The organism is Mesorhizobium sp. M4A.F.Ca.ET.050.02.1.1 (assembly GCF_003997725.1).
Classification (GTDB): domain Bacteria; phylum Pseudomonadota; class Alphaproteobacteria; order Rhizobiales; family Rhizobiaceae; genus Mesorhizobium.
Window position 1 is genome coordinate 1 of record NZ_RZSG01000422.1, and the last position, 5,253, is coordinate 5,253.

At 66.9% G+C, this 5,253-nt stretch carries 6 protein-coding genes; 3 read left to right on the forward strand and 3 right to left on the reverse strand.

All coding sequences use genetic code 11. The features are described from left to right. The 3 genes from EOA33_RS23335 to EOA33_RS23345 all read left to right on the forward strand — a co-directional run. A partial coding sequence (locus EOA33_RS23335; protein WP_190234348.1) for an ABC transporter ATP-binding protein occupies window positions 1-893 on the forward strand: 893 nt, incomplete at its 5' end. Then, a complete protein-coding gene (locus tag EOA33_RS23340; RefSeq protein WP_126058189.1) occupies window positions 890-1,669 on the forward strand; it encodes an ATP-binding cassette domain-containing protein in 780 nt (259 codons plus the stop codon). The genes EOA33_RS23335 and EOA33_RS23340, both read left to right, overlap by 4 nt. After that, complete coding sequence (locus EOA33_RS23345) at window positions 1,666-2,172, forward strand: L-2-amino-thiazoline-4-carboxylic acid hydrolase (RefSeq protein ID WP_126058188.1); 507 nt, start codon at window positions 1,666-1,668, stop codon at window positions 2,170-2,172. The genes EOA33_RS23340 and EOA33_RS23345 overlap by 4 nt, the downstream gene beginning before the upstream one ends. Window positions 2,173-2,196: 24 nt before the next feature. On the opposite strand, the gene EOA33_RS23350 is transcribed toward EOA33_RS23345, so the two are convergent. The 3 genes from EOA33_RS23350 to EOA33_RS23360 form a co-directional block, all read right to left on the reverse strand. Then, window positions 2,197-3,498, reverse strand: a complete 1,302-nt coding sequence (locus EOA33_RS23350; RefSeq protein ID WP_126058187.1) for an FAD-binding oxidoreductase — start codon at window positions 3,496-3,498, stop codon at window positions 2,197-2,199. A gap of 2 nt (window positions 3,499-3,500) precedes the next feature. Next, window positions 3,501-4,886: a glutamine synthetase family protein gene (locus EOA33_RS23355; RefSeq protein ID WP_126058186.1), complete on the reverse strand. Its 1,386-nt coding sequence runs from the start codon at window positions 4,884-4,886 to the stop codon at window positions 3,501-3,503. A gap of 4 nt (window positions 4,887-4,890) precedes the next feature. Next, window positions 4,891-5,253, reverse strand: a 363-nt coding sequence (locus EOA33_RS23360) for a nucleotide disphospho-sugar-binding domain-containing protein (protein WP_281033544.1), incomplete at its 5' end; no start/stop codon positions are given.

Genomic DNA, 5,253 nt, shown 5'->3' on the forward strand with positions numbered 1-5,253 from the left:
GACAGGGCGAAAGCGGTTCGGGCAAGAGCACGCTGGCGCTGGCGATCGCTGGGTTGCTGCCAAGGTCTGCCAGGATTGACGGTGAGATCGAGTGGCAAATTCCGGAATCTCCATCGTCTCATTCCTTCGCGCCCCCCTCTGTCCTGCCGGACATCTCCCCCACAAGGGGGGAGATCAGACCCTCATATCCGCTTTCGCCAATCTCCGAGGCTGGAGAAGGAGAGTCGCCGGCGACGCTGCCAATCTCCCCCCAAGTGGGGGAGATGTCCGGCAGGACAGAGGGGGGCGCGACAGAACGCCAACCTCTCCCCGTTCGTGAGAAAACTGTCCTCCTCGGCCGTGACATCGGCTTCGTCTTCCAGGACCCCTCCTCGAGCCTCGACCCGGTCATGCCGGTCGGCAACCAGATCGCCGAGGTCGCACGCACCCATCTCAAACTCACCTGGGCGCAGGCTTTCGCCAAAGCCAAGACCCTGCTCGAACGCGTCCGCTTACCCGATCCGGACACGTCCATGCGCGCTTACCCGCACCAGCTATCCGGCGGCCAGAAGCAGCGCGTCGCGATCGCCGCGGCAATAGCCGCCGGTCCGAAACTGCTGATCGCCGACGAGGCGACCAGCGCGCTCGACACCATCGTGCAGGCCGAGATCGTGTCGCTCATCCGGCGGCTGGTGGCCGAGGACGGCATGACGCTGCTGTTCATCAACCACGACATCGCGCTCGCCGCCGAGCTTGCCGAGCGCATCGCTGTGTTCCGCCATGGCGAACTGCTCGAGCTCGGCACGACGGCGGAGATCGTCAACGCCCCGCGCCACGCCTATACGCGCGCGCTGCTCGACGCTCATCTCGGCCTCGATGCCGGACAGTTGCGGCAGACCGGAGCGCCGGCATGAGCCTGCTCACCGTCTCCGGTCTCACCAAGCACTATCGCCGCGGCGGCAGAACCGTCTCCGCCGTCGATGGCGTCTCCTTGGCGATCGGGCCCGGCGAGACGCTGGCGCTTGCCGGCCCGTCCGGCAGCGGCAAGTCGACCATCGCCCGGCTGGTGCTCAGGCTGATCGAGCCGGACGCCGGCACCATCCGGTTCGAGGGCGCAGACTTCCTCTCGCTGGGCGGAGCGGCCCTGCGCGCCAGGCGAGCGCGGCTGCAGATGGTGTTCCAGGATCCGCTCGCCGCCTTCAATCCGCGCGCCACGGTGGCGCGCGTGCTGGACGACCCCTTGCGTATCCACGGCATCGCCTCGCGCACCGAACGCCCGCGCCGCATCGCCGCCCTGCTGGAACGGGTTGGCCTTGGCGCCGATCTCGCGCCGCGCGCCATCCACGAGATCTCCGGCGGCCAGCGCCAGCGCGTCGCCATTGCCCGCGCCATCGCCACCAGACCGTCGCTGATCGTGCTCGATGAGGCCGTGTCGGCGCTCGACGTATCGGTGCGCGGTCAGATCCTGGACCTGCTGCTTGACCTGCAGCGCGAGGAACGGATCGCCTACCTTTTCATTTCGCACGATCTCGGCGTCGTCCGCGCCGTCGCCCACCGCCTCGTCATCCTCGATGCCGGACGGGTCGCCGAGAGCGGCGAGGCGCGGGCCGTCATCGGCAACCCGCAATCGGCGATCGGCAAGGCGCTTGTGGCGGCAACGCCGAAACTGAACAGGACCGCAACACCATGACCGACCCAGAAACCAGAGCCGAAAAACTGTCGCGCGAGCTCGATTCCGCTTTCCGCAACCGGGCCGATCTCTACCGCCTCTTCCTCGATGAACTGACCGCGGAACTCGGCGCCGAAAGGGCCGAGGCGGTCATGATCCGCACCATCGAGCAGCGCGGCAGGGAAGTCGCGGCCGCGGCTTTCGCTGATTTCGGACCCAACGACGCGCCGGCGATCGGCGAGGCGTTTCTGGCCGTCAGCCCCGATGGCGGCCGCATGTACCCGACCGATGTCGAGCGCGACGCGACCCACATCGCCTTCAAGGTAAGGCGCTGCCCGCTGAAGGACGCCTGGGTCGAGGCCGGCGTCGGCGAGGAGAAGCTCGCCACGCTCTGCCGCATCGCCGGCGCCTTCGACCGCGGCCTGTTCGAGGCGACCGGCGTGCGCTTCGAAAACGTCACCTGGACGCCGGGCCACGGTTCCGGCTGCTGCCACATCGCGCTTACCAACAGGGATGCCGGTTAGCCAGCTTACCGTCCTCCCGCGCGCTCAGTGCTTGATGCGGTCGCGCATCGCATACCACAGCATGCCGAGCACATAGAGCGGACCGCGCAGCGCCGTGCCGCCCGGGAACGGCAGCGGGCTAAGCGTCGAGAACAGGTCGAGCCGCGCGGAATCGCCGGTGATCGCCTCGGCCAGCAGTTTGCCGGACAGTGTCGACAGGATGACGCCCTTGCCGGAATAGCCATGCGCGAAATAGACCTCGCCATAGTGCCCGACATGCGGCAGGCGTGACGTCGTCACCGACACCAGCCCGCCCCAGGCATGGTCGATGCGGCAGCCCTTCAGTTGCGGGAAGGTCTGTTCCATGTGCGGCCGCACGAAGCCGGCGATGTCGGCCGGCGGCGACGGCGTGTAGCGTTCGCCGCCGCCGAACAACAGGCGCCCATCCGCCGACATCCGGTAGTAGTTAACCACGAAGCGCGTGTCCGACACCGCGACATTGGCCGGGATGACATTGCGCTTGCCCTCCAGCGGCTCGGTGGCGACGATGTAGTTGCCGACCGGCATGATGCGACTGTTGACGCGCGGCTCCAGTCCTTGCAGCAACGCGTCGCCGGCCAGCACGACATGTTTCGCCCGCACAGATCCCTTTGCCGTCGAGACCTTGATCGAAGGCTCCCGCTCCAGCCGCACGGCGACCGAATTCTCGTGGATGGTGACGCCGGCCGCGACCGCCGCGCGGGCAAGCCCCAGCGTGTAGTTCAGCGGATGCATATGGCCGCCGAGCGGCTCGTACATGGCGCCGTGATAGGGCGTGTCGACCTTGCCGCGCGCTTCCGCCGCCGACAGGATCTCGACGTCGCGGAAATTCATCACGCTGGCCAGGCACTCGGCCTCATCTTCAAGATCCTTGAGGTCGGAGCTGTTCACCGCGCCGACCAGATGGCCGCCGAGCCTGAGGTCGCAGTCGATGCCATTGCGCTCGATGATGTCGAGCACCAGCCCGCGCGCCTCGAAAGCGAGGTCGAACAGCGCCTTCGCCCGTTCCGGCCCGAAGGCCTTGACCAGGCCCTTGGCGCCCTTGCGCAGGCCTGGGATCATCTGGCCGCCATTGCGGCCCGATGCGCCCCAGCCGATCCTGCCGCCTTCGAGCAGCACAACCTTCAGCCCGCGTTGGGCGGCGTGGAGCGCCGCCGACAGTCCGGTGCAGCCGCCGCCGACGACCACAAGGTCGGCTTCGGCATCGTCGATGAGCGCCGGATGATCCGGCGCCGGATGGGCGGTGGCGACATAGTAGGATTTGCCGATACCGAGACCGGAATTGAAACCCGTCGAACTGGAAACCATGGTCACACCTTGAGCAAAAGGTGGTCGCGTTCCCAGGACGTCACCACACTCTGGAACAGGTCGAGCTCGACGCTCTTGACGCGCAGATAGGTCTGGAAGAAATCCTCGCCGAGCAGCGCCCGCACGGGAGCGCAGGCGGTGAAGCGGTCGAGCGCCTCCTCCATGGTCTTCGGCAGCGTGCTCTTGATCTTGTAGGCATTGCCAGACGCTTCCGCCGAGCGCGCGATCTTCTCCTCCACGCCGAGATAGCCCGCGAGCAGCGAGCCGGCGATCGCCAGATAGGGATTGGCGTCGGCTCCCGGCAGCCGGTTCTCCACCCGCCGCGCGGCGCGGCCGCCGGCCGGCACGCGCAGGCCGCAGGAGCGGTTGTCGTGCGACCATTCGATATTGGCCGGCGCGCTGTGGTTAGGACGAATGCGCCGGTACGAATTCACGTTCGGCGCAAACAGCGGCATGATTTCCGGAACATATCTCTGCAAGCCGCCGATGAAGTGGCCGAACATCGCGGTGTCGGCATCGTCGCCGCCGGCAAACAGCGTGTTGCCAGCCTCGTCGACAATGGACATGTGCAGATGCATCGAGGAGCCGGCCTGCGCCGCGATCGGCTTGGCCATGAAGGTGGCGTGCATGCCGCTCGCCTGAGCCGCCTGCCTGGTCAGGCGCTTGAACAACAGCACCTTGTCGGCCAGCGCCAGCGCATCGCCGTGCAGGAAGTTGATCTCCAATTGCGCCGTGCCCGACTCATGGATCAGCGTATCGAGCGGCAACCCCGCGGCCGCCGCATGCGCGTAGATGCGCTGGATCACCGGCTCGAACTCCTCCAGCGCCGCCATGTCATAAGGATGCTGCACGCTTTCGGCGCGGCCGTTGCGCCCGGCCGGGGCGGTCAGCGGCTGGTCCGGATCGGGATTTGGCGCGGTGAGATAGAATTCGAGCTCCGGCGCCACCACCGCCCGCCAGCCGCGCTGGCGATAGAGATCGAGCACCGCCCGCAAGACGTGACGCGGCGAGGCCATCCATGGACGGTCGTCCATGTGGAAGGCATCGGCAAAGACATAGGCCTTGCCGGGCCCGCCGCCGGGCGCCAGGCAAAGTGTCGAGACATCCGGCACCATGCGCATGTCCGGGTCCGAATAGGCGAAGCCTTCGTCGATCGAGCCGGAATAGCGGCCGTCAATGCTGACCAGGAAGGCGCTGCTCGGCAGATAGAGCGCGCGGTCTTCCAGCGCCTTCAGGAACTTCGCCGCCGGCAGCGCCTTGCCGCGCAGCACGCCGTTCATGTCGGGCACCAGGCATTCGACTTCGCTGATCGCGTGCGCGGCCAGCCAGCTTTTCGGGTCGTTGGCGCCGCTCGTCGGCGGCAGGGTCGTCAGGTGGTTTTCAGGCATTTGGTCACATCCGTATCAAAGAGAGGATCGCTTCGGCGGCCACATCCGTTCCGGGCTTCAGCGCCATCTGCGCTGCATTGTCCTTCAGGCGGGCGCGCATCGCATCGTCGGCCAACAGGCCGAGGATCGCTCGCTCCAGTACTCCTTCGGTCCAGCCATCACGGCCGATATGGTTGCCGACGCCGGTCTCCTCGGCGCGCCGCGCATTGTCGTGTCCGTCCCAGCAATAGGGCATGATCAGCGACGGCACGCCGAAGCGCAGCGCCTCGCAAAAACTATTGTTGCCGCCGTGATGGATGAAGAGATCCGATTTCGCCACCACCGAGGGCTGCGGGAACCAGGCGCCGAGATAGACATTGTCCGGCAC

Coding starts and splice junctions, on each gene's coding strand:
- EOA33_RS23340 (WP_126058189.1), top strand. CDS start 890: ATGAGCCTGCTCACCGTCTCCGGTCTCACCAAGCACTATCGCCGCGGC.
- EOA33_RS23345 (WP_126058188.1), top strand. CDS start 1,666: ATGACCGACCCAGAAACCAGAGCCGAAAAACTGTCGCGCGAGCTCGAT.
- EOA33_RS23350 (WP_126058187.1), bottom strand. CDS start 3,498: ATGGTTTCCAGTTCGACGGGTTTCAATTCCGGTCTCGGTATCGGCAAA.
- EOA33_RS23355 (WP_126058186.1), bottom strand. CDS start 4,886: ATGCCTGAAAACCACCTGACGACCCTGCCGCCGACGAGCGGCGCCAAC.